The sequence below is a fragment of the Nocardia sp. NPDC004151 genome (assembly GCF_042874235.1).
In the GTDB taxonomy this organism is placed as follows: Bacteria; Actinomycetota; Actinomycetes; order Mycobacteriales; family Mycobacteriaceae; genus Nocardia.
In genome coordinates, this window is the sequence record NZ_JBIAMR010000003.1 from 649,396 (window position 1) to 672,974 (window position 23,579).

24 protein-coding genes are annotated in these 23,579 nt (G+C 67.5%); 12 read left to right on the top strand and 12 right to left on the bottom strand.

Annotated elements, in window-relative coordinates; all coding sequences use genetic code 11:
- Positions 1 to 118 precede the first annotated feature (118 nt).
- Positions 119 to 631 (top strand): hypothetical protein, encoded by a 513-nt coding sequence (locus ACFYTS_RS10355; protein WP_387302687.1) that lies wholly within the window; start codon positions 119 to 121, stop codon positions 629 to 631.
- A 91-nt stretch (positions 632 to 722) separates the two neighbouring features.
- Here ACFYTS_RS10355 and ACFYTS_RS10360 read toward each other — a convergent pair whose 3' ends face one another.
- The 5 genes from ACFYTS_RS10360 to ACFYTS_RS10380 all read right to left on the bottom strand — a co-directional run bounded on the left by ACFYTS_RS10360 (position 723) and on the right by ACFYTS_RS10380 (position 5,606).
- Positions 723 to 1,646 carry an SGNH/GDSL hydrolase family protein gene (locus ACFYTS_RS10360; RefSeq protein WP_387302690.1) on the bottom strand — a complete coding sequence of 308 codons (924 nt, stop codon included), beginning with the start codon at positions 1,644 to 1,646 and terminating at the stop codon, positions 723 to 725.
- Between the two features lie 48 nt (positions 1,647 to 1,694).
- A complete protein-coding gene (locus ACFYTS_RS10365) occupies positions 1,695 to 1,928 on the bottom strand; it encodes a hypothetical protein (protein ID WP_387302693.1) in 234 nt (77 codons plus the stop codon).
- Between the two features lie 80 nt (positions 1,929 to 2,008).
- Positions 2,009 to 2,875, bottom strand: a complete 867-nt coding sequence (locus tag ACFYTS_RS10370) for an alpha/beta fold hydrolase (protein ID WP_357280157.1) — start codon at positions 2,873 to 2,875, stop codon at positions 2,009 to 2,011.
- Between the two features lie 135 nt (positions 2,876 to 3,010).
- Positions 3,011 to 4,915 (bottom strand): alkyl/aryl-sulfatase, encoded by a 1,905-nt coding sequence (locus ACFYTS_RS10375; RefSeq protein ID WP_387302696.1) that lies wholly within the window; start codon positions 4,913 to 4,915, stop codon positions 3,011 to 3,013.
- Positions 4,839 to 5,606, bottom strand: a complete 768-nt coding sequence (locus tag ACFYTS_RS10380) for a DUF3159 domain-containing protein (protein ID WP_387302699.1) — start codon at positions 5,604 to 5,606, stop codon at positions 4,839 to 4,841. The genes ACFYTS_RS10375 and ACFYTS_RS10380 overlap by 77 nt, the downstream gene beginning before the upstream one ends.
- Before the next feature lie 560 nt (positions 5,607 to 6,166).
- Between ACFYTS_RS10380 and ACFYTS_RS10385 the strand changes: the two genes are divergently transcribed.
- The 7 genes from ACFYTS_RS10385 to ACFYTS_RS10415 all read left to right on the top strand — a co-directional run bounded on the left by ACFYTS_RS10385 (position 6,167) and on the right by ACFYTS_RS10415 (position 9,489).
- On the top strand, positions 6,167 to 7,030 hold the full coding sequence (locus ACFYTS_RS10385; RefSeq protein WP_387302702.1) for an alpha/beta fold hydrolase: 864 nt from the start codon (positions 6,167 to 6,169) through the stop codon (positions 7,028 to 7,030).
- Between the two features lie 179 nt (positions 7,031 to 7,209).
- Entirely contained in the window at positions 7,210 to 7,518 is a 309-nt protein-coding gene (locus ACFYTS_RS10390; protein ID WP_357280149.1) for a PadR family transcriptional regulator, read from the top strand.
- Complete coding sequence (locus tag ACFYTS_RS10395; RefSeq protein ID WP_387302705.1) at positions 7,515 to 7,871, top strand: DUF1048 domain-containing protein; 357 nt, start codon at positions 7,515 to 7,517, stop codon at positions 7,869 to 7,871. The genes ACFYTS_RS10390 and ACFYTS_RS10395 overlap by 4 nt, the downstream gene beginning before the upstream one ends.
- A 1-nt stretch (position 7,872) precedes the next feature.
- Positions 7,873 to 8,190: a DUF1048 domain-containing protein gene (locus ACFYTS_RS10400; RefSeq protein WP_387302707.1), complete on the top strand. Its 318-nt coding sequence runs from the start codon at positions 7,873 to 7,875 to the stop codon at positions 8,188 to 8,190.
- A gap of 180 nt (positions 8,191 to 8,370) precedes the next feature.
- Positions 8,371 to 8,520 carry a hypothetical protein gene (locus ACFYTS_RS10405; protein WP_357280143.1) on the top strand — a complete coding sequence of 50 codons (150 nt, stop codon included), beginning with the start codon at positions 8,371 to 8,373 and terminating at the stop codon, positions 8,518 to 8,520.
- 184 nt (positions 8,521 to 8,704) lie between these two features.
- Complete coding sequence (locus ACFYTS_RS10410) at positions 8,705 to 8,923, top strand: hypothetical protein (RefSeq protein ID WP_387302710.1); 219 nt, start codon at positions 8,705 to 8,707, stop codon at positions 8,921 to 8,923.
- 92 nt (positions 8,924 to 9,015) lie between these two features.
- Entirely contained in the window at positions 9,016 to 9,489 is a 474-nt protein-coding gene (locus tag ACFYTS_RS10415) for a hypothetical protein (RefSeq protein ID WP_387302712.1), read from the top strand.
- 36 nt (positions 9,490 to 9,525) lie between these two features.
- On the opposite strand, the gene ACFYTS_RS10420 is transcribed toward ACFYTS_RS10415, so the two are convergent.
- The 3 genes from ACFYTS_RS10420 to ACFYTS_RS10430 all read right to left on the bottom strand — a co-directional run bounded on the left by ACFYTS_RS10420 (position 9,526) and on the right by ACFYTS_RS10430 (position 13,268).
- Entirely contained in the window at positions 9,526 to 10,578 is a 1,053-nt protein-coding gene (locus ACFYTS_RS10420) for an alpha/beta hydrolase family esterase (RefSeq protein WP_387302713.1), read from the bottom strand.
- A 131-nt stretch (positions 10,579 to 10,709) separates the two neighbouring features.
- On the bottom strand, positions 10,710 to 11,504 hold the full coding sequence (locus ACFYTS_RS10425; RefSeq protein ID WP_387302715.1) for a maleylpyruvate isomerase family mycothiol-dependent enzyme: 795 nt from the start codon (positions 11,502 to 11,504) through the stop codon (positions 10,710 to 10,712).
- 198 nt (positions 11,505 to 11,702) lie between these two features.
- The gene (locus tag ACFYTS_RS10430) at positions 11,703 to 13,268 is read right to left on the bottom strand and encodes an alpha/beta hydrolase (protein ID WP_387302718.1); all 1,566 of its coding nucleotides are present in this window, start codon (positions 13,266 to 13,268) and stop codon (positions 11,703 to 11,705) included.
- Positions 13,269 to 13,780: 512 nt separating this feature from the next.
- Between ACFYTS_RS10430 and ACFYTS_RS10435 the strand changes: the two genes are divergently transcribed.
- Positions 13,781 to 15,859: a thioredoxin domain-containing protein gene (locus tag ACFYTS_RS10435; RefSeq protein WP_387302721.1), complete on the top strand. Its 2,079-nt coding sequence runs from the start codon at positions 13,781 to 13,783 to the stop codon at positions 15,857 to 15,859.
- 66 nt (positions 15,860 to 15,925) lie between these two features.
- Here the strand turns inward: ACFYTS_RS10435 and ACFYTS_RS10440 are convergent, their stop codons facing one another.
- From ACFYTS_RS10440 to ACFYTS_RS10450, 3 genes are all read right to left on the bottom strand, one after another.
- On the bottom strand, positions 15,926 to 16,414 hold the full coding sequence (locus ACFYTS_RS10440; RefSeq protein WP_387302725.1) for a hypothetical protein: 489 nt from the start codon (positions 16,412 to 16,414) through the stop codon (positions 15,926 to 15,928).
- Positions 16,415 to 16,856: 442 nt separating this feature from the next.
- A complete protein-coding gene (locus tag ACFYTS_RS10445) occupies positions 16,857 to 18,434 on the bottom strand; it encodes a HAMP domain-containing protein (RefSeq protein WP_357280128.1) in 1,578 nt (525 codons plus the stop codon).
- 57 nt (positions 18,435 to 18,491) lie between these two features.
- On the bottom strand, positions 18,492 to 19,196 hold the full coding sequence (locus ACFYTS_RS10450) for a hemolysin III family protein (RefSeq protein WP_357280126.1): 705 nt from the start codon (positions 19,194 to 19,196) through the stop codon (positions 18,492 to 18,494).
- A gap of 95 nt (positions 19,197 to 19,291) precedes the next feature.
- Between ACFYTS_RS10450 and ACFYTS_RS10455 the strand changes: the two genes are divergently transcribed.
- Together ACFYTS_RS10455 and ACFYTS_RS10460 are read left to right on the top strand one after the other, a co-directional pair.
- Positions 19,292 to 20,119, top strand: a complete 828-nt coding sequence (locus tag ACFYTS_RS10455; RefSeq protein WP_387302729.1) for an isoprenyl transferase — start codon at positions 19,292 to 19,294, stop codon at positions 20,117 to 20,119.
- Between the two features lie 151 nt (positions 20,120 to 20,270).
- Positions 20,271 to 20,903: a hypothetical protein gene (locus tag ACFYTS_RS10460; protein ID WP_357280124.1), complete on the top strand. Its 633-nt coding sequence runs from the start codon at positions 20,271 to 20,273 to the stop codon at positions 20,901 to 20,903.
- Between the two features lie 24 nt (positions 20,904 to 20,927).
- Here the strand turns inward: ACFYTS_RS10460 and coaA are convergent, their stop codons facing one another.
- Positions 20,928 to 21,860: a type I pantothenate kinase gene (gene coaA, locus ACFYTS_RS10465; protein WP_357091711.1), complete on the bottom strand. Its 933-nt coding sequence runs from the start codon at positions 21,858 to 21,860 to the stop codon at positions 20,928 to 20,930.
- Positions 21,861 to 22,100: 240 nt separating this feature from the next.
- On the opposite strand from coaA, the gene ACFYTS_RS10470 reads away from it, so the two are divergent.
- Positions 22,101 to 23,297, top strand: coding sequence for a DUF885 domain-containing protein (locus ACFYTS_RS10470; RefSeq protein ID WP_387302732.1), 1,197 nt, complete (start codon positions 22,101 to 22,103; stop codon positions 23,295 to 23,297).
- The last annotated feature ends 282 nt before the right edge of the window (positions 23,298 to 23,579 follow it).

Consider the following 23,579-nt stretch of genomic DNA (forward strand, 5'->3'; position numbering starts at 1 on the left):
ACGTCCTTGGCTCCGGAACTTTCGCGAGATTCGCACGGGGACACGCCCCGGACATGGTTGACATCGCCCCGGTGTCGGCTGTGAGGATTGGCCGATGATGAAACGAACGATCAATAGCTTGACCGCCGTTGCCATCCTCGGAGCGGGCGTCGCGGTCACCGCCGCACCGGCCGGCGCCGAACCCAACGGCAGCCCCTGTCAGCTGGGCTGGTCGAACACCGAACCGCGCTCCTGCGCGCAGAGCAGCTTCAACATGAGCCCGGTCTTCACCCTCGGCAACGGGGTGTGCGCGGGCATGTTCTCCACCGGCGGTACGGCTTTCGACGGCCCGCTCTACCAGTACTCCGAGGCGCCCGGCACCTCGCACTCGGTGATCCTGCGCATCAGTCAGGGCTTCTCGCCGCTCGGCAACTGGGCCGCGCAACTGCTGGCCTGCGATGTCAACGCCATCGTCGACTGGAACAACGCCGACACCGGCCAGCAGGGCAGTGTCACCCGCTTCATCGCGGCGGGACAGAGCAGCACCTATCCGGCCATCTTCCCGGTCAACACCGGTCCCGGCCGGGTCCACCTGACCATCCGCACCGACCGCGCCAATATCCCGGCGAATATCGACATCGTCGTGCCCTAGGACCCTCCGGGTACGCGAACAGGCTCCCACCCGAATTCCGGATTCGAGTGGGAGCCTTCGTCATCGGGCCGTCGGACGGCCGGAGATCCGTTCAGCGAGCCGGAGCGGCGGCGGGTTCGGACAAGAACTGGTGCAAGCCCTGCGCGACGGCGGCGTCGCCCTGCACGGTCGGGTGACCGGGCTGTCCGTACCAGTCCGGGCCCGGGGTGAAGATTCCGTTCAGCCAGGGATCGGGAGAGCACAGGCCGTGGCCCGCGGTGACCGCGGCGGCGTCGAAGTACTCCACGCCGAGCGCGGCGGCGGCGTCGCGCGGGGCCCGGCGGATGCTGTCGAAGACGTCGGTGACCGCGCCCGCGTGCGGCAGGCCGACCGGGACGCCCAGGACGCCCATGCAGATCGCGTCGCTGCCGGGGGTGTGCAGTTCCTGGTAGCCGACCAGGACGATGCGCGCGTTCGGCGCGTAGTAGCGGATGTAGGTGATGATGTCGCGCAGGTGGTCGACGTAGTCCTGACCGGTGAGCAGCGTGGGCGGATTGGCGTTGGTGGCCGCATCGGCCGTGCTGCATCCGCGCAGTACGTCGAGCAGGCACGGCACCAGCTCGTTCTGGGCCACATGGTCGGCGCCCCAGGCGTCGTTCAAACCGAACTGGAGCAGCACCGCCTTGGTCCGCGGTCCGAACGCGCCGTTGGCGGCCGCCTGCCGCGCCTCGGTCAAGGCCGTCCAGAAACGGTCCTCACCGTGGCGCCACATGTACGCGCCGACGCAGGACACGTCCTCGACATCCTTGGTCGCCGACAATCCCATCCGGTCCGCCAGCTGGGTCGGCCAGGATGTGGGCAGATGCGGGCAGGCCACGCCGGTCGGCTGCGGCTGCATGGTGGACCAGGTGGCATTGGCGGTGTTCGAATCGCCCATGACCACCAGCGACTTGCCTTGCGCCTGCGCCGGATCGGTGTCCGCCCCGGCGACCGGCGCGGTGAGGCCGCTCAATAACGCCGCCCCTCCGAAGACCATTGCGACGGCGGAAAGAAAGCGGCTCATGGTCCTCGGCATTTCGTACGGTCAGCGTGCTATGTCCGGTATGGGGTCGCCAGATCCTAGCGTGTCGGTCGCGGCGGTCACGGTCAAACCGAGCATCTGGAGTAGATACGCGCAGTCGTCGGCATCGAGCGCGTGGCCCGCGACGGTGTGGGCCGCCAGGGCGTTCCGCTCCTCTTCGGCGGCCCGCTCCGCCTCCCGCGCGGCGCCGAAGCCGCTCTGCTCGTGCTGGAGGGTGGTCTGTCGTGCAGGGCCCATCGGAATACATCCCGCCATTGGCGCCGGGTCACCGAATCCGACTGACCCGGGCCGACAACTACTCACCCCACCCTACGGGCTCACGGCTGCTCGCCCGGTCCGCTCGCGCCGAAATGCTCGATGAGCAGCCGGGCCACCGAGTCGGGCGCTTCGTCGGGGATCCAATGCGATACGTGCGGAAGCACTTCGACTCGGAACGGGCCGTCGGCGAAACGGTGCGTCAGTTCGATGCCGCTGTCGAGGACCGCGGTGTCGCCGTCGCTCCACACCTGGAGCGTCGGCACATCGACTCGGCCGCGCAGGAAGCGCGGCGAGGAGAACAGCATGCCGCGATACCAATGCAGCCCGCCGCGGGCGATCACACGATCGCGTACCCGCGCGGCATCGCGTTCGCTGACCTGCGCGGTCTGGCCCGTTCGGCGCAGCAACTTCTCGAAAAACCCGGTGCGGAGCAAGATTTCGGGGATCACCGGCAGCTGGAAGAAGTACATGTACCAGGAAGCCGGCCCTTGGCGGGTGGTGAGAATGGCCTGAGCGAACGCGCCCGGATGCGGTACCGACAATGCGGCCAGCGACCGCAGCCGCTCGGACCCCGAGATCGCCGCGGCCCAGGCCGCGGCCGCACCCCAATCGTGCCCGACGACGTGCACGGGACGCCCGATCTGGTCGAGCATCGACAGCACGTCCGCCGCCAGCTCGTCGAGCCGATACTGCCAGCGCCAGCGCGGGGCCGCGGTGCGGCTCGCGCCGCGCAGGTCCGGCGCGAAGGTTCGGAAGCCGGCCTGATTGAGAAGCTCCGCCACCTCATGCCAGCTGCGCGAGTCCTGCGGCCAGCCGTGCAGCAGCAGGACCGGGTCGCCGGTGATCGGCCCGGAATCGATCACCGGGAACACCAGGTCGTCACGTCGAAAAGCGGTGAATCGCCCCGCGGATCCATCGGTCGCCATTGACCTGCACCTTTCGTCGTCGCTGCGTTGCAGAACAGCGTGTCACAAGTCCAATGTTTCCGCTACTGGTAGTTACATATAAACGTGGTCCCATCCCGGGGAGAGCGATGCTCCCCCCGGGATGGGACCGGCCCGCTAGTCGGGGGTGACGATGGCGAAATCGGGGTTGGGCTGGTCGAACAGGGCCGTCAGCTTGACGAAGCTCTGGGCGTCGCCGTCGATGGTGATGGCGCCGGACTGCAGCGCGGCGTTCAGATCCTGACCCGCGAGCAGGACGCCGATCAAGGTGGCACGGGTGAGGGTGAAGGTCACCTCGGCGGGCGGCAGCTTGTCGCCGTCGCGGCGGTCGAAGTGGATAAGCACGCCGTTGCGCAGTTCGAGGCGGTGGGTGCGCTTCTCATCGGTGAAAACCCAGTCGCTGATCGCCTTTTCGTGCCAGGCCTTCGGACCGTCCAAGCGCAGGGACAGGGCGTCGAAGACCTGGTCGATGGTCAAGGCCGCCATCATGGTCGGCGAGTTGGTCTGGGTGGGCGTGCCGATATTGCCGTTGCGCAGCTCGTAGGCGCCCATCAGGAAGAAATTGCGCCAGGTGGCGTTCTCGGCGCCGTAGCCGAGCTGCTCATAGGTGGTGGCCAGCAATGTCTTCGCCGCCTCGTTGGACGGGTCGGCGAAGATGACGTAGTTGACCACCTGGGCGACCCAGCGGTAGTCGCCGTTGTCGAAGGCCACCCGCGCCTTGCGCAGCGCCTCGTCCGCGCCGCCCATGAATTCCACGTGCCGGGTGGCGGATTCGACCGGCGGGTACTCCCACAGGTGTGCCGGATTGCCGTCGAACCAGCCCATGTAGCGCTGGTAGATGGCCTTCACATTGTGGCTGACCGAACCGTAGTAGCCGTGCGAGTGCCAGGACCCGGCGATGGCGGGCGGCAGTTCGATGGTCTCGGCGATCTCACTGCCGACATAGCCCTGGTTCAACCGGCGCAGCGTCTGGTCGTGCAGGTAGGCGTACAGGTCCCGTTGCTGCGCAAGGTATTCCACCAGGCGCTCGGTGTCCCAGGTCGGCCAGTGGTGGGAGGCGAACACGACATCGGACTCGTAGCCGAACAGATTGATCGACTCGGTCAGGTACTGCGACCACACGTGCGGGTCGCGCACCAGCGCGCCGCGCAGGGTCAGCAGGTTGTGCAGCGTGTGGGTGGCGTTCTCCGCCATGCACAGTGCGCGGTGGTCGGGGAAGTAGAAGTTCATCTCCGACGGCGCTTCGGTGCCGGGCGTGATCTGGAAGACGATGCGCACCCCGTCGACGGTCATCTCCTGACCGGTCTCGGTGATGTCGTGGGTCGGCGCGATGAGCGTGACGGTGCCGATCGAGGTCGTCTGCCCGAGGCCCGCGCCCACCTGGCCCTTGGGTCCGCGGGGCAGGGCCGCGCCGTACATGTAGGCGGCCCGGCGGCCCATGGCGGTTCCGGCGTAGACGTTCTCGGCCACCGCGTGTTCGAGGAATCCCGCGGGGGCGATGACCGGGCAGCGGCCCGCGTCCACGTCCTCCTGGGTGGTCACGCCCAGCGCGCCGCCGAAGTGGTCGACGTGGGAGTGCGTGTAGATCAACGCGGTCACCGGCTTGTCGCCGCGGTGGGCGCGGTACAGCTCGAGCCCGGCCCGCGCGGTCTCGGCGGAGATGAGCGGGTCGATCACGATCACGCCCGTCTTGCCTTCGATCAGGGTCATGTTGGACAGGTCGAGTCCGCGGATCTGATGGATCCCCTCGGTCACCTCGTACAGGCCCTGACGGATGTTCAGCCCGGACTGCCGCCACAGGCTGGGGTGCACCGACGCCGGGCACGCCCCGTTCAGGAACCCGTAGGAGTCGTTGTCCCACACCACGTTCCCGCCGGCGCCCTTGACCACGCCGGGCTCGAGCGCGGCGATGAATCCACGGTCCGCGTCCTGCTGATCGGTGGTGTCACCGAACGGCAGCCCGGCGGCGGCCCGCTGTTGCTGATCGAGAATGTACTGACTGGGGTCGGACTGCGTGCTCACTCCATGCCTCCTGTTCCACCGGGGTTCCGGCGATCGACATTTCTCTGCTGGGAGACCGGGTCGGTCGGACCCATAGCCAGGTGACGGCGAGCATGACCACCAGCGCCGGTTTGCCCAGCACCAGCGCCACCGTGCCCAGCAGCACGACCTTGTTCGCGAGATACAGCGGCACCATGATCAGCAGGTGCGCCGCCCAGAAGCCGAACCAGGCCAGGGACACCTTGTGGTGCAAGCGAATCCGCTCCTGCGGGTCGGCCGCGTACGTGCGTTCCAATCCGAGTTCGCGGCAGGCCCGATGGCTGAGCGGGCGGCCGCTGAGCAGGGTGATCCCGAAAGCCGCCGTGCACACCGCGCAGATGATGAGGTCCGGCAGGTAGAATCCGCGCCCCTCACCGGTGATGCCCACGAACAGCGAGAACACCACGACCGCGGCCAGCGAAGCCGACACCACCTTCACCGAATCGCCTTTCATCAAGCGATACAGCGAGATCAGTCCGGCGACCCCGAGCGCGACCAGCACCCCGATCTTGGCGTTCACCACGGTGTACCCGGCGAGGAACCCGATCGCGGGGGCCGCTCCGTCGAGCAGATGTTGCGGTCCGCCCAGCGCCCGGAACCTTCCCCACATCTCGGCCGCGGTGGACCGGCTCTGTGCGGGGTCCCGCATGTCCACTCCCGTCACCAGTGTCATGGCTATCTCCCAGCTACTAGAGGCTTTCATGGATCGAGCCGCGGATGTGGACGGCTCGCGATATCGATTCGGCTTACATCGAGCCCCAGGACTGCAGGAGGTAGGTGGCGTTCGCCGCCGGCTGGGCGACCTCGGTGGCGAGATCCAGCGTCGCGGAGCCGAGGTTGATGATCGGGAAATCCATGGTCAGAGCCTTCCGTTGATTTCTTATTTCAGTCTGACTGCAATAAGCGCCGCGCACGGCAGGCCATGCTTCTATGACCTGGTAGACCGATCGCGGCACATGGGATCCACGTCACCGCATTCCGGGTCTCGGGCGCTTCGAGCGGTGTCAGGGGTGACCGCGAGGGCTCCGCCGAGTTCGGTGAGGAGCAGGATCGGCGCCCAGATCGGGGCGGTGAGCGCTATCAGGGCGACGCGAGAACTGTTCGATTGCCACCCGCCCTGTTCGGATGAGTTCCTGACGCGAACCTTCCGCGGGCCGAGCCTGTCTGCCGAGTATTTGGGGCAGACTGGGACGGTTGCGCTTGCCGTTGCGCCCCAGACCGGGAGGACCCGCGATGCAACTCGGACTCGATGAATGGATCGCCGGTGGAATCAGCGGGCACGACATCTTCCACCGGCAGGACGGACCGGTCGACGGCCGTCCGGTCACCCTGCTGCACGGCTTCCCCACCTCGTCGCACGATTGGGCCCCGATCGTGCCGCCGCTGGTCGAATCCGGTTGCCGGGTAACCACACTCGACCTGCTCGGGTTCGGGGCCAGTGCGAAACCGGTGCGACACGATTACCGGATCACCGAGCAGGCGTCGATCGTGGAGGCGCTGTGGCAGCGGCTCGGGATCGGGTCGACCGCGCTGGTGGCGCACGATTACGGGGTATCGGTCGCGCAGGAACTGCTGCACCGCGACGCGAGCCGAATCACCGCGGCCGCCTTCCTCAACGGCGGGCTGTATCCGGACCTGCACCGGCCCACTCGGGTACAGAAGCTGCTGCACAGTCCGCTCGGCGCCGTCGTCCAGCACCTGGCCACCGAACGGATGTACCGGAAGTCCCTGCGGGAGATCCTCGGTCGTCCGGTGAATGATGAACTGCTGCACGACATGTGGCTGGCCACGACCATGGGTGAGGGCAAACGCGTCCAGCATCGACTGCTGCACTACATCGACGAGCGCCGCGAGCACGCGGACCGGTGGCGCACAGCGCTCGAGCAGTACCCCGGACCGATGCTGTTCGTCTGGGGTCCCGCCGACCCGGTCAGCGGAGGCCACGTCCTGCCCCGGCTGCGCGAGCGGCTGCCGCACGCGACGATCACCGTGCTCGACGAACCACCGGCCACCGGGCACTACCCGCAACTGGAGAATCCCGACGCCGTGGCGGCGGCCCTGACCGAATTCCTGAGTACCGGCGGTTCCGGGTCCTAGCATCGGCTACCTCCGCCCCGGCCGCACTGCACGACCTGATCCGGCTCGGTGCGGTCCCGCCGCGCGGCGCTACTAGGTGTTGCTGACTACCACTACTATGCGATACGGTCTAGTGGTAGTCATTACCACTGAATAGCGTGGTCCGATGAAAGGAGGCGGCTACGGACAACTTGACCGAGATGCTGAAAGGGACGCTCGAAGGGTGCGTCCTCGAGATCATCGGCAACGAGGAGACCTACGGCTACGCCATTACGCGCCGGCTGAATGAACTCGGTTTCGTGGACGTCATCGAAGGGACGGTGTACGCCATCCTGGTGCGGTTGGAGAAGAACGGCCTGGTCGACGTCGCCAAGCGCCCTTCCGAAGTCGGTCCGCCGCGAAAGTTCTACGCGCTCAACGACGCCGGACGTCAAGAACTCATGACCTTCTGGCGAAAGTGGGAGTACGTCTCGGCGCGCATCAACGAGCTCAAGGGGAGTGCACGATGAAATTCTGGGAGAAGGTCACAGGCGGTGATCTCACCAGGGCATACAAGTCCTTCGACGCTCGGGCCCAAGCGCTGCCGGCCGAGTATCGAGCGGCGTGGGACGAGATCAAGATCCAGCTCTCCCCGTACTCGGACTTCACGGGCCGCAGCCTGATGCCGATCCTCGACGGCGCCCTGGGACTGCTCGAAGAGACGGCGGCCGATGGTCAGAGCGTGCATGAGGCGGTCGGCGACGACATCAAGGGCTTCTGCGCGGCGATCGCCGGCGGGGAAGGAGCCACGGGCTTTCGCGACAAGTGGCGCGAGCAGCTGAACCACAACGTCGCCAAGAAACTCGGCCGGCTAGGAGGATAACGTGGGCATCCGCGACATCATCGAAGGTAAGCGGGAGTGGCGAGCGCAGGTGGCGCGGGTCAAGGCGCTCCCACCGGACTACCAGATCGTCTACAAGGAGATTCAGAAGTACTTCTTCAGGGTCGGGCCGGTCGAACTGGTCGGCGGCAGTCTGCTCTCGGGAATCCTCGATTTCTTCGAGGAAGGCGCCGCGGCCGGCACCGGAGTCATCGAACTCATCGGCTCCGACGTCGCGGCATTCTGTGATGACCTGATCAAGGATTCGCGAACCTACGCCGACCTCTACCAGGAGTCCGTAGGCAAGGAAGACGCCAACTGAGTATTGTGACGAAGCCGCCGCGGCCCCTCCGGGTTCGCGGCGGTTTCGTCCTCCGGCGATATGTCACGCACCCGTACGGACGCGGCCGTCAGCATCCCGTAAAGATGTGCGCCGGTCGGGGATTCGGCGCGGATCATGGATCTTCGGAAGCGAAGTCGGCCGAGGAACGAGGTGATCGGAATGTCGTTCGGCAGCGTGGCGGCCGTCATGGCATCGGAGACGGTTCCGACCTACTCCGGCCCCGCCGTGGCCATCGGGACCGCGATCCTGCTGTTCGCTCTCGCCGCACTGGCGGCCTGGGTTTTGTTCGCCGAGCATCACCACAGGTGAGCCCGGCCCGGCAAGTGGCTCCAGGGCCGGGCCGAGTCGGTGAGTGGGAACGATGGGCGATAACGAAACGGACAAGTCGGTAGCAAAGAGGTGGCAAATCACCGCCTCGGTAGCCTAGCGTCGGTCCTCGTCGCACTCTGTCCGAGCTCGTCATCATCGTTCTCGATTCGTAGGAGCTGATGAGATGCTTGCAGGAATCGCCCGTTCAGCGGTGGTCGCCGCGGTAGCCGTCCCGTTCGTCGCCTTGGCGGCGGCCGCGCCCGCGTCCGCGAGTGAGACCACGGTATCGACCGTGGACCGCCCCGTGGCGCTGCAGAACGTGGATGCCCCCTACATCTGGGTGAACATCTGCGTCCACATCCCGACGCCGGGATCGGCCACCCTGAACTGGTGCTTCCCGTAGCCGAACGGACTGTCCCCGAACGAGATTCGACACCTCCGCGCCGTGCGGTCGTTCCGTCGTGCGGTGCGGTCATTCAACGGAGAGGAGCAGCTATGCAGGCCGGCTTCCGTGTCGCCGCGTTCGGCGTCACCGCTCTCGCGTGGATTCTGCCCGCTACTGGTCCGCTACACGCGGATCCCGCTGCGTGCACCGTCCCCGCCGACACCACGAACCAGTACCTGATCCTGTACGGCGGCTCACGCCCCGTCCCCGCCGCCGCCAACGGCGAATCCATGGCCATCGTTCGGTTCCCCAGTCAGGGCTCCCTGCAATACCTGGTGGCCGGAACCGGGGTCTGGCACGACAGCACCTATACCTACACCTCACCGGAGCCCGGCGTCGCCGTCATCGACGCCACCGAGCCCGCCGCCTCGGGTCCCGTCACCTACTCCGTCACGCTGCGGTGCCGGACCAACGAATCCGGCTCCTACTCGTACACCGGCCCGGGCGCGGACGCTCCGAGCGCCGACAACGCCGCTCCCAGCGCGAGCAACGCCACCTACCGGTTCAGTCGCAGCGCGATCTGACGACTGTCACAACGCATCACGGCATCCGGGTGTGGCTCATTCGCAGCGGAACCCTGTGTCGGTGCGGTGGATGCGGGAAAAGAACTCCCACGCCGCCTGTGCGGCGTTCGGGCCACGGGCGTCGGTGAACTCGGCGGCGTCGGGATCGGCCGAACCGCCCGACCAGTAGTGCGCCATACCGTGGATCGTCCACAATTGGAGTGTGGGGCAGTCCGATTCGTGCTGTCGCCAGGACTCGACGGTGTAGGAAAGACCCTCGGGCCTGTCGGCGACACCCTCGGCGATGCCGGTCGGCCGCGGGGGAATCCGCTGCGGGGCCTCCTGCGCGGCGAGCACCAGATTGTCGGTCTGTCGCCACTGCTCGATGACCTCGCGCCCGCATTCGTACGGCACCGCGAGGTCGGCATCACCGTGGAATCCGATGACCGGGAGCACCCGGCGATACCCGGTCTCGGCGGAGAATGCCTGTGCGGCCAGTTGTTCCGTGGAAACGGTCGGCAGATACGGGCCCACGCAGCCGAGCGCGCCATGATCGAACGCCGCACCCGAGTGCACGCCGATGGCGGCGAACAGGTCCGGGAAATACGCGCCCAGCAGCGTGGTCTCGTAGGCCCCGGAGGACATCCCCACCGCGTAGACCCGACCGGAATCGACGTGGTAGCGATCGATGGCGAGCCGGGTCATCGCCGCGATCGCGGCGGCATCTCCGGAAGCCCGGCTCTCGGACGCGGGCGCGAGCAGCCCCGACCAGCATCGCTGTTGCAGCAGATGGAGCGGGCTGCCGTCGACATAGAGGACCACGAACCCGTCGCGGCGAGCGATCGGATCCAGGAGATTGGCGCGCCGCTGCTGTTCGGCGGTGGTCTTGCACCCGTGGATCATCACCACCAGCGCGGGGTTCGCGGGCAGGTCACCGGGCACGAAAGCCTCGTAGCTGTACGTCAGTACACCGGAGGTGTAGGTGCCGGTATCGATCCGGCCGGTGTCGTCGGGCCCGGCGGTCGATGGGGCCGCGGTGGCGATCAGCAGGCCGGTCAGGAGAACGATCAGGGACAGTCGGATGGTGCCGTGATGGTCGAATACGCGCATGGTTCCCCGGCTTTCACCGATCTGGTCGCACACGGTCTCGATCGCGATTCCGCGGGCGAGGTTGCCCGAGAATTGTCCCGCAGGATCCGCGCGAACCAGTGGGGATTGCGGTAGGTGACCGGCTGGTCGGTTCAGACGAGGTTGATGTCGTCGAGCAGACGAGCGCCGAGCTCGGTGTCGCCGGTGAGCGAGACGTCGCAGTCACGCCAGGCGGCGCGGGTCGTGCCCCAGAGGGGGAATTCGTCGGCGCGACCGGTGATTTGGGCAGTAGTGCCCTCCCCCTCGCCGCGTCGCACGCGGATGGGGCCGCCCTGGTCGGTGTCGATGCGCCAGGTGCCGCCGCCGGGGCCGGTGAAGGTCATGGCGACGGGGGCGTCGAGCCAGGCCAGGCGGTCGCGGTGCGACTGCTCCAGCAGGCTGGTCAACCAGGCCAGGATCGAGGCCACCCGCCGCTCGTCGGTCGGCGGGCGCGGACGGTCCAGCGCCGCGGCGATGTCGTGGCGCAGGTGGGTGTGCCAGTCGAAGAGGAACATCGCCGGGAAGAGGCGCGTCGGATAGCGGCCGAGCTCGCCGACTCGCAGCCGGACACCGCCGAGACCGGGTGCGGTCATGACGGTCAGGGCGGCCGTGCCGACTCGGGTCCAGGTCGCGAAGCCTTCGAGGACTCGCGTCGGTGACCGCCGGCGCGAGGCCGCCACGGCCCGCTCGTTGAGGCTCTCCACGTCCTTGGTGGCCATGAACGCGAGCGCGGCCGGGGTGACGACCGTACGCAGGTCGGCGGCCATATGCGCGACAACGTCTTTCACACTCCAGCCCGCGGCCAGGCTGTCGGCGTGCCATTCGGCAGCGGTGAGGTCGGCGCAGTAGTCGAGCACGGCCTGTCGCTCGATGCGCAGCGCCGAGAGATGGTCAGCGGTCGCGCTCACCCTTGGATCGTATCGGGTGCGGCCAGCATCTCCAGGGTGGATCGCGGTCTCTTCTTGCCGCGTGTGGGAGGCTGGGGATAGGTACCGATTGTGCTGTCCATCGGGTACGCCGGCTGCCATTGGCGCCATGTGATGGTTTGAGGTTGCTAGCTTCGTTTCCGCAGGTGGAACCCATAAATTGGGTGGTCGTATCGAATGTCAGTCGGCGTGACAGGCGAGATCGGTCGCAGGCAGCCCGCCGTCGCGGAGATAGGTTTCGACGGCCTGGCTCACGCAGCTACTCGGGACGGTGAATGCTCCGTGCACGATGACGTCCTGAAGCGTCACCAACCGTGACGCGGTCATGGCTCGGTGCAGGCCGACGCCTTCTTGGTATGCCGCGACCGGATCGCCTGTGGCCTGCACGATGAGCACAGGAGTGGCGTTGTGCACGTCGGTGCGTGGTTCTACGGGCGCGGGCCAGAAAGCACAGGGGGAGATGTTGTTCACCAGTGGCCCGAATACCGGCTGTTCGACGCGACTGAATTCGACATTGCGCCAGTACCATCCGGGGTCGCGCTGCGCTTCGACGTCACCGCACACCACCGCGGTCGAGGATTCCACGGATGCGATCGCGTCATCGGCTGTTGGGGTCAACAATTCTCTCAGGGTCTGCTCGAGGTCGGCGCTGGGCTCGGCCGGCTGTCCTGCGGCGGCGGCCATGAGCTGCCGAAGAGCGTTCGCCGCGTCGTCGAACCGGCGGGAGTCGTGCAGGTAGCCGAACAACACCGACGGTAGCCAATGATCATCGACGTTGTAGGCGCCGACCCGGATCGGTTGCCGGGCCGCCTGTTCGATCAGGTCGGACACCGCCGCGCGAACATCGGAACGAGTAGCGCCCAGCCGATACTGCTCGGCTCGGGCGGCGATCCAGTCCGCCAATGCGTCGAGTGCTGCCTCCAACGGCGCTCCCTGATCTTGGATCATTACGTCATTGCCGTAGCGCGCCGGATCGACCGCGCTGTCGAGCACCATCCGGTCGGTGCGCTCGGGAAACATCTGTGTGTAGACGGCTCCCAGATAGGTACCGTAGGACATCCCGAAATAGTTGATTCGGTCTTCGCCGAGCAGCATGCGAATGAGGTCGATGTCCCGTGCTGTATTGCGAGTCGTGATGTGGGGTAACAGACCGTTGTCGGCGGCGAGGCAGCGCGCCGCCAAATCGGCTTGGGTAGCAGCGGATTCACCGAAATTGCCCAAACCCGCTCCCGCCGACTGGAACGAGTCGCCGATCGGCCATCCGCAGTGGACCGGCGTTGATCGACCCACACCGCGAGGGTCCATGCCGATCAGGTCATAAAGCCCCCAAGGGTAGGACGGCGCGGCGCGGGCGAGTCGTACCGGCAAATCCAGGCCGCGGCCGCCGGGCCCTCCCGGATTCGACAGCAAGATCCCTCGCCTGTGGCTCGGATCAGTCGCCCGTATTCGGGATATCGCGACGGAAATAGTGCGTCCTTGCGGCTCGGCATAGTTGAGCGGCACCGTCACCTGCGCGCATTGCGCGCCGGCTCGATCCAACAGATCGCTTTCGCACGAACCCCATTCCAACTGTTGCTGGGTGAAGCGGTTCAGCGCAGTAGAGACGGGCAGTTCTGTCGGTACGGTTCTGGCAATACCGACTCCTGCTACGGATCCGATCACAACTACCGCCACGGTGGCGGCGATCAACCCCGAGATTCCCGCTGCTCGCAGCAATCGGGCGCGAAATAGGTTGTCTTCCAGCATAATTCCTGAAGCTATCCAGAACCGCGAAACGCTACAATCGGGGTTTCCCCCTATATTCGGATGCACCGTCATTGCTGAATTCAATCCAAATGTGTTCGTGCACAAAGGTTTTACCGATGTCAGGGTGCCCATACCGGGCCTGGCTGGACCGTGACGTTCTGGATTCGACAGCTCGAGCTCGCTCGCGAGCGCTTCCAGCAGCTCGACCTGCTGCTCCGGGCGGGAGGGGTGAGATGGAGCGGGCTACCCGTTTGATGGAGTGCCGGTTCATAGCGCGCCGATGAACAGGGGGATGGTGCGTCCGTGCGGCCGCCGAGGCGCCGGATTCGTCGAGCACATCGCCGCGATGCGGGCATGTTGGGCATCCGACCGAACAGGTCGACATCGTCGCCGCTCATCTCGACGACGCCCGCTCCGGCGGCGCGCGGGGCCGCATCGGCCCGGGTTTCGACGCGTTCGGTCCGGCCGAGCGGGGCCCTTGTGCTCCCGGTGGGGTGTGGAAGGCTGGGGTCATGAACCGACTGGGGACCGCGACGTCGCCCTACCTGCGACAGCATGCCGGGAATCCGGTGCATTGGCGGGAGTGGGACGCGGAGGCGCTGGCCGAGGCGGCCTCGCGGGACGTGCCGATCCTGCTGTCCATCGGATACGCCAGCTGCCACTGGTGCCATGTGATGGCGCACGAGTCGTTCGAGGACGAGGCCACCGCCGAGCTCATGAACGAGACCTTCGTGTGCATCAAGGTGGATCGGGAGGAACGGCCCGATCTGGACGCGGTGTACATGAACGCGACCGTAGCCATGACGGGGCAGGGCGGGTGGCCGATGACGTGCTTCCTGACGCCGGAGGGGGAGCCGTTCTACTGCGGGACCTACTACCCGAAGACACCGCGGCACGGGATGCCGTCGTTCGCGCAGGTGCTGACCGCGGTGGGGGAGACGTGGCGGAATCGGCGGGACGAGGTGAATACCGCGGCGGCGCAGGTGGGAGAGGCGCTGCGGCAGCAGACGGCGGGGCTGCCGGACACCGGGGTCGGGATCAGCGCCGACCTGGTGCAGCACGCGGTCTCGGCCGTATCGAAGGATGTGGACGCGCAGCACGGTGGGTTCGGGGGCGCGCCCAAGTTCCCGCCGTCGGCGTTGCTGGAGGGGTTGCTGCGGCATTATGAGCTGACCGGGGATCTCGGTGTGCTGCAGTCTGTTTCGTTCACCTGTGAATCGATGGCCCGAGGCGGGATCTACGACCAGCTGCGGGGTGGGTTCGCGCGGTACTCGGTGGACGCGGCGTGGGTGGTGCCGCACTTCGAGAAGATGCTGTACGACAACGCCCAGCTGGTGCGGGTGTACGCGCACCTGGCCCGGCGCGGGCTCGACGCGCCCGGGAGTGAGCGCGGCGGAGAGTCCTTGGCGCTGCGGGTGACTCGCGAGACCGTGCAGTTCCTCATGACCGATCTGGGGACCGGGCAGGGGGCCTTCGCGTCCGCCCTGGACGCCGACACCCACCTCGAACCGGGGCAGCCCGGGGTTGAGGGAGCCACCTATGTCTGGACGCCCGCGGAACTCAACGGGGTGCTCGGGGCGCTCGACGGAGCCTGGGCCGCGGAGATCTTCGGTGTCACGACGGCCGGTACGTTCGAGCACGGCACCTCGGTGCTGACGCGCTACACCGACCCGAAGCCGGTGGACCACGAGCGGTTCGAGGCCATCCGGGCGGCCATGTCCGCGGCGCGGGAACTGCGGCCGCAACCCGAGCGGGACGACAAGGTGGTCACCGCCTGGAACGGGATGGCCATCGTCGCGCTCGCGGAAGCCGGTGCCGCACACGGGCATCCGGAGTGGATCGCGGCGGCTGTCCGGTGTGCGCGGTTCCTGCTGGACACCCACGTGACCGACGGCCGGGTCTGCCGCGCCTCGCTGGGCGGCGTGCCCGGCGCGGCGGCGGGCGTGCTCGAGGACTACGCCTGGCTCGCGCTGGGACTGCTCGCGCTGCACCAGACCGCCGCGGGGGACTGGCTCGCCGAGGCGCGACGCGTACTCGACGCGGCCATCAGGCACTTCGCCGACGTGGACACCCCGGGCAGCTGGTTCGACACCGCCGACGACGCCGAAACCCTGCTGACCCGGCCCCGCGACCCCCTGGACGGCGCAACCCCGTCGGGCACTTCGGTTCTCGCCGAGGCCCTGCTCACGGCCTCCGCGCTCACCGACCCGGATCAGGCCGCCCGATACCGGCAGCTCGCCGACGAAACCCTCGCGCGGGGAGCGGTTCTGCTGGCCCGCGCGCCCCGCTCGGCGGGACACTGGCTGGCTGTGGCCGAGGCCGCCCTGCGCGGGCCCATTCAGGTGGCGATCTCCGCGGGCCCGGACGGCGAATCCGGCGGGGCCGCAACGCTGGCCGCCGCTGCCCGCGCCGCCGCTCCGGGCGGCTCGGTCATCGTCTCCGGCGACGCCGACTCCCAGCCCTTGCTGGCCGACCGCCCGCCGGTGCGTGACACCTCCGCCGCCTACATCTGCCGCGGTTCGGTCTGCGACCTCCCGGTCACCACGGTCGAAGACGTCCGCGCCGGTCTGCTTCCGCCGCAATCGGCCTGACGGTCCGCCGGCGGTCCTCCCGCGCCCGCGCATTCCGAGTCGGAAGGCGGGCGCGGGTCCGGAGTGTCAGGCCACGCGAGATGGCATGGCCTGGAACCGGTTTCCCGCCAGCACGGCGGCTGGAACGGCGACCAGGACCGCGAGGATATGCGCGGCGCGAAAAAGCCCGATCAGCACTGATGCCGGGGTCCAGCCGGTGAACAGCGCACCCGTGGAATCAGCCTCGAGCAGCGCGCTCAGCGGCTCCGCCGCCAGCGAAGCCAACCCGACGGTGCCCAGCCCCACCACGAGAACTCCTCGCGCCCAATGACTTCCGAACAACATGCGGGCCGCGAGCCAGAACACCGTCAGATAGATCGCCGCCCGAATCCCCAGCCCGAGCGCGACACCCGGCAGCCCGACCCCGGGATCCTCGAGCACCCGCGCGGCCCGCAACAGCGTCTCCGCCACTCCGGCGACCAAGGCCACCACCACCGCCCGATATGCGAGCACCGCCCGCGCGGGCCGCTCCCACCCCGCCGCCGACTTCCGCTCGAACGCGCCGATCTCCTCCATGCACCCACTGTCCGACCCCCGGCCTCGCCCGGAATCACCCTGGAGTACGAGGCTCCCCCGATCCCGCAGTACGACAGTTGGATTCGAGCACTCGGCCGATCCTCCCGGCCCTGCCGCGGAGCCGGCGGCACGTGCCGCCGGGTTCTCGACGGATGCGGCTGGGCTGCCTGCGCGTCGCCGAGCCGCGTTTCACCGCGGGATCCGGGTGGGCCGGAAGCCGCATGCGGCCGAGCCTCGAGCGCCGGGTGCTACGGACGCGTTGACTGTGCACCGGTGCGGCTGTCGCGTCGATGAGGGTCGCCTGGCATAGCCAACGCGCATATTCCGTTGCCTGGAGGGACTGGGCGGTCTTACAGTCCGGGGCGTGTTGAGGTCATCTGTTTCAGCGATGTATTTCCAGGTCCCGCCGAGTTCGCACACCACGTTCGCGCGGATTGAATGATCAGCGATCGGCGGGTTCCGGGGGTTGGGGTGCGGCCGGTAGAGGGGCGTCCTGCGGGACGGTGCCGTTGTGGTGGATCGACGCGGGGGACGCGGGCACGGCGGCCGGTACATCGGTCCAGCCCGGAGTGGGTTCCTTGCGGCCGCGGAGGTGGAGAGTGTCGTGCAGGATCCACTGTGTGCGCTCGGCGTCGGAGGCGGCTTCTATGACCGCCTGAGAGGCGAGAATCCGGCGGGGGACCAGCTTCGCCTCGGTGGTCAGGCGGGCGGCCTCGTTGACCGCGTCGCCGATCACCGTGAATTCCAAACGGGTGTCGGTGCCGACGTCCCCGGCGAAGACACAGCCGCGGGCGATGCCGATGCCGACGTCGAGTTCGCCGAGCGCGGCCACCTCGTCGCGAATCCGGCGGGCCGCCTTCAAAGCGGGGGTGGCGTTGTCGTCGAGGGCGATGGGCGCGCCGAAGATGCACAGCGCCGCATCGCCTTCGAACTTGTTGACCAGACCGTGGTTGTCCTCGGTCGCCGCCACCACGATGGTCAGCAGCCGGTTGAGCTTGGCCACGAAGTCGTGCGGGGCGAGCTCGGTGGCCAGTGCCACCGAACCGGTGACGTCCACGAACAGGGCCGTCGCCTCCCGCATGTCGCCGGTGAGGCTGGGGCTGCCGGACAGCGCCCGCTCCGCCACCTCGTCACCCACGTGCCGCCCGAAGACGGTCCGCATGCGCTCGCGCTCACTGAGATTGGCGGCCAGTTCGTTCACCGAATGCTCGAGCCGCCCGATCTCGCTGGTGCTGTTGATGGTCACGCGCGCCTCGAGATCGCCGTGCGCGATCCGGTCGAGCGCGTCGCGCAGGGTGTGCATGGGCGTGGCCACCGCGCGCGCGAGAGCCGTGGTCGCCACCACACCCGCGGACAGCCCGACGATGGCCAGATAGATGCCGGTCCGGATGCGACCGGCGGCGTCCGTGGACGGATCCGCGAGCACGGTGATCAGCATGAGCAGCGGCACCGCGCCCGCCACCGCGAAGGTGACCACGACGCGCGCCAGCACGGTATTGCTCCAGTGCGCGGTCTCGTCGAGCACCTCGGCCACCACCGGAATGGTCGGCCGGATCAGCCGATCCACGATCAGATAGGTGAGCGCCGCCGACTCCAGCCCGCCGAGGGTGAACATCGACAGCACCACCGGGAAACTGCGGTCCTCGGTGGCGTGGGCGAAGATGGCGGCCGCCACGATCACGCCCGGCAGCCAGATGGCCAGCGCCCGGATGGTGATCGCGAGCGGCAGCCGCAGCAGTCGCCGGGCCTCGTGTTCGCTGGGCGGCCGGTGCTGGTCCAGCCAGCCGAAGTAATGCCGCCGGTCGCGCACCGCGAGCACGATGCCCGCGAGGGCGCCGATGGCCGGATAGATGGACACCCCGATGAAGGTGGAGATCCAGTTCGAACCGAGCCGGCTCAGGAAGCCGCTCAGGAACAGTTCGGTGGTGATCACCGCCAGGCCGCCGAGGTTGCACGCCATGACGACAGCAGACAGACCCCCCGGCGCCCGCAGCGCCCACAGGATGAGTCTGCTGGTCACGTCGCAGACTCTAGGGAACTTTCGGCCGAGATTGCACCTTTGTGGGGAATTACTCGATCAGCTCAGCAGTACCAGCCAGACCGCGACATAGTGGCACAGCGCCGCGATCACCGTTGCGGCGTGGAAGAACTCGTGATGTCCGAACACCTCCGGCCACGGATCGGGCCAGCGCGCGGCGTACAGGATCCCGCCCACGCTGTAGGCGATGCCGCCCGCGAGCAGCAGAATCACCGGCGTCCAGCCGACATTGCCGATGAGCGTCCCGGCCACCGGGACTATGGCCCACCCGAGCAACAGATACAGCGGCACCCCGACCCAGCGAGGGGCGGTGGGCCACAGCATCTTCAGCGCCACCCCGGCCAGCGCGCCCGCCCAGACAATGGCGAGCAGGACGTTTCCGGCGGTCCCGCGCACCCCCAACAGCGCGAACGGCGTGTAGCTGCCCGCGATGAACAGGAAGATCATCGAATGGTCGGCCCGCTTCATCCACATGCGGGCGCGCGCGGTCTTCCAGTTCACCCGGTGATAGGTGGCGCTGATCCCGAACACCCCGCACACGGTGATGCCGTAGACCAGCGTCGACCACGCGGCTTTCCCGGACACCGTGCTCGCCACCGACACCAGCACGATCACCGCGATGGCGGCGACGCCGACGGCCCAGGCATGGATCCAGCCGCGTAGGCGGGGCTTGATCAGGGTCAGTTCATCGCGGACGGTTTCGATGAGACCCACCGGTTCGACGGGCTGCACTGCCTCGGCCATAAGTTTCCTCCTCGGTAACCTACGGTACCGTAGGTTAGATCGTTCGCGCCCGTCGAGTGGGTGTCGTCACCGAAGGCCTCCCATGTTTCGCGGCTATGTCCCGGTCGCTCCGCCAACCGTTCCGGGGGCGTAGGGTTGCGGCCGTGAAGTTTGTGGGTCAGGTGCGTGGACTCCCATATCGCGTATACGAGGCACGGCTGGCCAGACAATTGGCGGGCAAACAACATCCGCGGCACGTCGCTGTGATGTGTGACGGCAACCGGCGCTGGGCCAGGGAGAACGGGTTCAGCGACATCTCGCACGGCCATCGGGTCGGTGCGCTGAAGATCGCTGAGCTGGTCGGCTGGTGTGGCGAGGCCGGCATCGAGATGGTGACCCTCTACCTGCTCTCCACGGAGAATCTGCGCCGCGATTCCGACGAGCTGGAGACCCTCTTCGAGGTCATCACCGACGTCGTCGACGAACTGTCTGCGCCGGAACAGGATTGGAGCGTCCGCATCGTGGGCGCTCTCGACCAGCTGCCCGCCGAGTTCGCGCGCCGGCTCAGCGAGGCGGCCAAGAGCACTGAGGGCCGCACCGGCGTGCATGTCAATGTGGCCATCGGCTACGGCGGGCGCCAGGAGATCGCCGACGCCGTCCGCTCCCTGGTCCGCCAGGAGATGGACGCGGGCGAGACCGGCGAGGATCTGGTGCAGTCGATCACCGTCGACGCCATCGGCCAGCACCTCTACACCTCCGGCCAGCCCGACCCGGATCTGGTCATCCGTACCTCCGGTGAGCAGCGCTTGTCCGGATTCCTGTTGTGGCAGAGCGCCTATTCGGAGATCTGGTTCACCGAGGCGTACTGGCCGGAATTCCGGCGCGTGGATTTCCTGCGGGCCCTGCGGGATTACGCGGCCCGGCACCGCCGCTTCGGCGTCTGACCACCGCTGTCATCTCGTCCTCCGGTGACTGTGTCACCGGAGGACGAAGCGAGCATGTGGTGGGTGATCCCGCAACAGTCGGTCAACGGTTCCATTGCAGTGCAACGGCTTCGGCGTTCGCGGGGCGGTCGCTGCCGTACCGTCTGGTGGTATGAGCGTGCCGGAGCGAAGCGGAGGCGGGAGCGAGCTGCGTGAGAACTCGAGCGGCCTGGCGGAATCCCAGGTCGTCGCGGTGCCGTACCTGAGCTACGAGGAATTCGGGCGGAGATTCCTCGAGTACGCCGCCTCACCGGAGCGGATCGCGGGGGCGTTCGGGAAACTCACCGGGGAGGCGTTCGAATTCGGGCCGATCGGCGCGGGACCGGGCAAACTGGCCAAACTCTCGGCGACCGTGCGGCTCGGGCAGCCCCGGCTCACTCGTGAAGTGGACGACATCATCTCGTTCGACCTGGTGATCCCGCTCAAGGTCGACCTGCTCATCGACCTCGCGGTGGACCGCTACCCGTTCCGGGTGGACGGCACCATCCACCTGCATCTGACGGTGCGCACCGCCGAACCGCTGCGGGTGCTCATCGAGATCGCCGACCCGCAGCCCAGCAATGTGCGGATCAATGTGGCCAGCGCCACCCGCCGTGGTGAGCTGCTGCGCATCATCGCCAGCGTGGATCACGAGATCCGCCGATTCGTGGCGCGCTACATCGCCACCGAGATCGACAAACCGCACATCCGGGCCGCCACCGATATCGACGTCGGCGCGCGGCTCGACGCTGCCTGGACGCTCTGACCTACAACCCTCCACGCACCGGATTCAGAGTTTCCGCAGCCGCAGCCGGTTGATGGTGTGGTCGGAGTCCTTGCGCAGCACCAGGGTCGCGCGCGGCCGGGTCGGCAGGATGTTCTCCACCAGGTTCGGCCGGTTGGTGTTGTGCCAGATCTCCTTGGCCTGGTTGGTGGCTTCCTGGTCGTTGAAGTTCGCGTAGTGGTGGAAGTGTGAGTTCGGGTCCTGGAACGCGGTCTTGCGCAGCGACAGGAAGCGCTGCACGTACCACTTCTCGATGTCCTCGATGCGGGCGTCGACGTAGACCGAGAAGTCGAACAGGTCCGACACCATCAGGCGCGGACCGGTCTGCAGCACGTTGAGGCCCTCGACGATGAGGATGTCGGGCTGGCGCACGCAGTGGTACTCGCCGGGCACGATGTCGTAGGCGATGTGCGAGTAGACGGGCGCGCACACCTCGGACGCACCGGATTTCACCTCGGTGACGAAACGCAGCAGCTTGCGCCGGTCGTAGGACTCCGGGAAGCCCTTGCGGTGCATGATGCCGCGACGGGTGAGTTCGGCTGTCGGGTACAGGAATCCATCGGTGGTGACCAGATCCACCCGCGGATGGTGGTCCCAGCGCGCCAGCAGCGCCTGCAGCACACGCGCGGTGGTGGACTTGCCGACGGCGACCGAGCCCGCCACGCCGATGACGAACGGCACCTGACGGTCGGGGTGGGTCTCGCCGAGGAAGGTGGCGGTGGCGGCGAACAGGCGCTGCCGGGCCGCGACCTGTAGGTGGATGAGTCGGGCCAGTGGGAGGTAGACCTCGGCGACCTCTTCGAGGTCGATCTGCTCCCCGAGACCGCGCAGGCCGACCAGTTCCTCTTCGGTCAGCACCAGGGGAGTCGCCTTGCGCAGGGTGCGCCACTGCTTGCGGTCGAATTCGACGTAGGGGCTGGGCTCGCTCATCCGTGCCATTACTCGTGTCCTTGCATTCGACACTCGTGTCCTCGAATCTGACACTCGCCTCGCGTCGCCAACACTCCACGCATAGCCGAATTGTGCTCGGCTCCAACATCGAGGTGAACACCAGGTGTTGCTACTGGCCGGTAACCAGAGTGGGATGGGCCACATCACAGGCCCCGGGCGTGTCGGGTGAGGCTGCGCGGCACCGGGATCCGGGCCGCTCGAGCGCTGAGAATCACCTAGGGTCGAGCTATGGCAGCGCATCCCCTGGTGACGGAGTACCTGCGGCTCGGATTGGCCTTCGACCGGTTGGAGGAGGGGTTCGTCGACGCCTACACCGGTGACCCGGCCCTGCGCCGCGAGGTCGAGAACGCGCCGAAGCCCGAACCGCGCGAGCTCGCGCACAAGGCCGCGGGCCTGCGCAAGGAATTGCCCGACGCGGGCCTGTCGGAGGAGCGCGTCGAATTCCTCGACGTCCACCTGCGGGCGCTGGAATGCTCCGGACGCAAGTTCGCGGGGGAGGACATCTCCTTCGTCGAGGAGGTGAGCGCCTACTTCGACGTCGACATCACCCCGGGCGACACCGAGGACTACCGCGAGGCGCACCGGCAGCTCGACGAGGTGCTGGCGGGCGACGGACCACTGCTGGACCGCATCTCCGCACACCGCCGCCAGGACGAGATTCCGCCCGAACGCCTGAAGGAATGCGTGGCCGCCTTCTCCGGCGCGCTACGCGAACTGGTCCGCGACCGCTACCCGCTGCCCGACAACGAGCACGTGGAATACGAAGTGGTGGGCGACAAGCCGTGGTCGGGCTTCAACTACTACCTGGGCAACTACCAATCCCGGGTGGCCATCAACTCCGACCTCAAGCAGCACCTGTCGCAGCTGCCCGGCCTGATCGCGCACGAGTCCTACCCGGGCCACCACACCGAGCACTGCCGCAAGGAGGCCGGACTGGTCGGCGCCGGGCAGGACGAGCAGACGCTGTTCGTGGTGAACACCCCGCAGTGCCTGATGGCGGAGGGGCTGGCCGATCTGGCGTTGAAGTCGATCGTGGGCCCGGGCTGGGGCCGCTGGGCGCAGGAGATCTACGCGGATCTCGGACTGCGTTTCGATGGTGAACGCGCCGAGCGGATTTCGACGGCGTCGGCGAACCTGCTGAGTGTGCGCCAGGATGCGGCGCTGTTGCTGCACGACCGCAAGCGTGATTCGACCGAGGTCGCGGAGTATCTGCAGCGCTGGAGTCTGGTCACGCCGGAGCGGGCCACGCAGTCGCTGCGCTTCCTGTCCTCACCGCTGTGGCGGGCCTACATCTCCACCTATGTGGAGGGCTATCGACTGTTGGGCGGCTGGCTGGATCGGGCGGGCGATGGCGCCGAGCGGTCCGAGCGTTTCCGCCGCTTGTTGGACGAACCCCTCACACCCGGCGCGATCCGCCGCATGTGAGGGGTACTCCCCGAAGGTCCGGAACGGATCAGGCGCCCCACGAGTTGCAGGACGCGCCACCGGAGGACATGGTGCACAGGGTCTTCAGCAGGGTGAACAGGATGTCGGTCGGTCCACCGGTCGCGATGTTGAACAGCATGTTATGCATCCTCGAAATCTGGGTAGGGACAAGGACACTGACCTCTCTGAGTCAGCCGTGCGTCACCTTACCCAGATTTGTTGCTCCGCCCTAGCCTGTATCTGTGATTCTGTCCACTCGAAGGACTGTTAACGCCGTTGGCT

What these genes read in the sequence shown, in the direction of transcription:
- coaA (WP_357091711.1), bottom strand. Translation starts at nt 21,860, where the DNA reads ATGGCACGGATGAGCGAGCCCAGCCCCTACGTCGAATTCGACCGCAAG.
- ACFYTS_RS10450 (WP_357280126.1), bottom strand. Translation starts at nt 19,196, where the DNA reads ATGGCCGAGGCAGTGCAGCCCGTCGAACCGGTGGGTCTCATCGAAACC.
- ACFYTS_RS10405 (WP_357280143.1), top strand. Translation starts at nt 8,371, where the DNA reads ATGTCGTTCGGCAGCGTGGCGGCCGTCATGGCATCGGAGACGGTTCCG.
- ACFYTS_RS10390 (WP_357280149.1), top strand. Translation starts at nt 7,210, where the DNA reads ATGCTGAAAGGGACGCTCGAAGGGTGCGTCCTCGAGATCATCGGCAAC.
- ACFYTS_RS10410 (WP_387302710.1), top strand. Translation starts at nt 8,705, where the DNA reads ATGCTTGCAGGAATCGCCCGTTCAGCGGTGGTCGCCGCGGTAGCCGTC.
- ACFYTS_RS10385 (WP_387302702.1), top strand. Translation starts at nt 6,167, where the DNA reads ATGCAACTCGGACTCGATGAATGGATCGCCGGTGGAATCAGCGGGCAC.
- ACFYTS_RS10440 (WP_387302725.1), bottom strand. Translation starts at nt 16,414, where the DNA reads ATGGAGGAGATCGGCGCGTTCGAGCGGAAGTCGGCGGCGGGGTGGGAG.
- ACFYTS_RS10470 (WP_387302732.1), top strand. Translation starts at nt 22,101, where the DNA reads ATGGCAGCGCATCCCCTGGTGACGGAGTACCTGCGGCTCGGATTGGCC.
- ACFYTS_RS10370 (WP_357280157.1), bottom strand. Translation starts at nt 2,875, where the DNA reads ATGGCGACCGATGGATCCGCGGGGCGATTCACCGCTTTTCGACGTGAC.
- ACFYTS_RS10360 (WP_387302690.1), bottom strand. Translation starts at nt 1,646, where the DNA reads ATGGTCTTCGGAGGGGCGGCGTTATTGAGCGGCCTCACCGCGCCGGTC.
- ACFYTS_RS10365 (WP_387302693.1), bottom strand. Translation starts at nt 1,928, where the DNA reads ATGGGCCCTGCACGACAGACCACCCTCCAGCACGAGCAGAGCGGCTTC.
- ACFYTS_RS10420 (WP_387302713.1), bottom strand. Translation starts at nt 10,578, where the DNA reads ATGCGCGTATTCGACCATCACGGCACCATCCGACTGTCCCTGATCGTT.
- ACFYTS_RS10415 (WP_387302712.1), top strand. Translation starts at nt 9,016, where the DNA reads ATGCAGGCCGGCTTCCGTGTCGCCGCGTTCGGCGTCACCGCTCTCGCG.
- ACFYTS_RS10455 (WP_387302729.1), top strand. Translation starts at nt 19,292, where the DNA reads ATGTCCCGGTCGCTCCGCCAACCGTTCCGGGGGCGTAGGGTTGCGGCC.
- ACFYTS_RS10430 (WP_387302718.1), bottom strand. Translation starts at nt 13,268, where the DNA reads ATGCTGGAAGACAACCTATTTCGCGCCCGATTGCTGCGAGCAGCGGGA.
- ACFYTS_RS10460 (WP_357280124.1), top strand. Translation starts at nt 20,271, where the DNA reads ATGAGCGTGCCGGAGCGAAGCGGAGGCGGGAGCGAGCTGCGTGAGAAC.
- ACFYTS_RS10395 (WP_387302705.1), top strand. Translation starts at nt 7,515, where the DNA reads ATGAAATTCTGGGAGAAGGTCACAGGCGGTGATCTCACCAGGGCATAC.
- ACFYTS_RS10380 (WP_387302699.1), bottom strand. Translation starts at nt 5,606, where the DNA reads ATGACACTGGTGACGGGAGTGGACATGCGGGACCCCGCACAGAGCCGG.
- ACFYTS_RS10435 (WP_387302721.1), top strand. Translation starts at nt 13,781, where the DNA reads ATGAACCGACTGGGGACCGCGACGTCGCCCTACCTGCGACAGCATGCC.